Here is a 947-nt window from a genome sequence, read left to right as displayed (position 1 = left end):
GATCCAGGCGCATGACGTCGGTCTGGCCGATCGCGAGCATGGCGCCGTAGACGATGCCGATGACGGCGAGGGTCGCCACGACCGGCGCGAAGGTCACCGAGGCGTCGGGAAAGAGCTGCAGGCAGTAGCGCAGCATCCCGAACGTGCCGACCTTGTCGACCACGGCCATCATGAGCACCGCGGCGACCGGGGTGGTCCGCACCGCCGCGTCGGGCAACCATCCGTGCAGCGGCCACAGCGGGGCCTTCACCGCGAAGGCGACGAGGAAACCGAAACACAGGGCGCCGAGCACGGCGGGGGTCGCGTCGAGATCGCCGGCGACGGCCGCCGCGGTGACGGTCCGGACGTCGAAGGTACCGACACCCGCGGTCTCCCCCAACCCGGATCGGGCGGTGACCACGTACAAGCCGATCAACGCGGCGAGCATCACCAACCCGCCGAGCAGGTTGTACAGCAGGAACTTCACGGCGGCGCGCGCCCCGTCGGCTCGCGGTGTTCCCGGGGAACCGAATCCGCCGATGAGGAAGTACATCGGGACGAGCATCGCTTCGAAGAAGACGTAGAACAGCAGGATGTCGAGGGCGGTGAACGACACGAGCACCATCGACTCGACGAGCAGGATCAAGGCCACATAGGTGTGGGCGGATCGGGGGCGCGCCGAGCCGGCCTCCTCGTCGGCGGCGCGGTGGTCGTGCCACCCGGCGGCCAGGAGCAACGGCACGAGTGCGGCGGTGAGCAGGACGAGCACCAGGGCGATCCCGTCGACGCCGAGCCGGTAGCCGGCACCGAACGACGGGATCCAGTCGTGCGATTCGACGAACTGGAAACGCTCGCCCGCGCGGTCGAACCCGACGGCGACGATCACCGCGACCACCAGGACGGCGATCGATACCGCGAGGGCGAGCGCCCTGACGGCGGAGCTCTGTCGTGCGGGCAGGGCCGCGATC

The 947-nt window shown here is 69.8% G+C and carries 1 protein-coding gene; it reads right to left on the bottom strand.

Annotation, left to right across the window (positions count from 1 at the left end):
• Positions 1-946 (bottom strand): NADH-quinone oxidoreductase subunit M (locus tag R1101_RS0124400; RefSeq protein WP_232284830.1); only part of this gene is annotated, 946 nt, incomplete at its 3' end.
• Position 947 lies beyond the last annotated feature (1 nt).

The sequence above is a fragment of the Rhodococcus sp. R1101 genome (genome assembly GCF_000278445.1).
Taxonomy (GTDB): Bacteria; Actinomycetota; Actinomycetes; order Mycobacteriales; family Mycobacteriaceae; genus Rhodococcus; species Rhodococcus gordoniae.
This window is presented reverse-complemented; position numbering and strand designations above follow the sequence as displayed.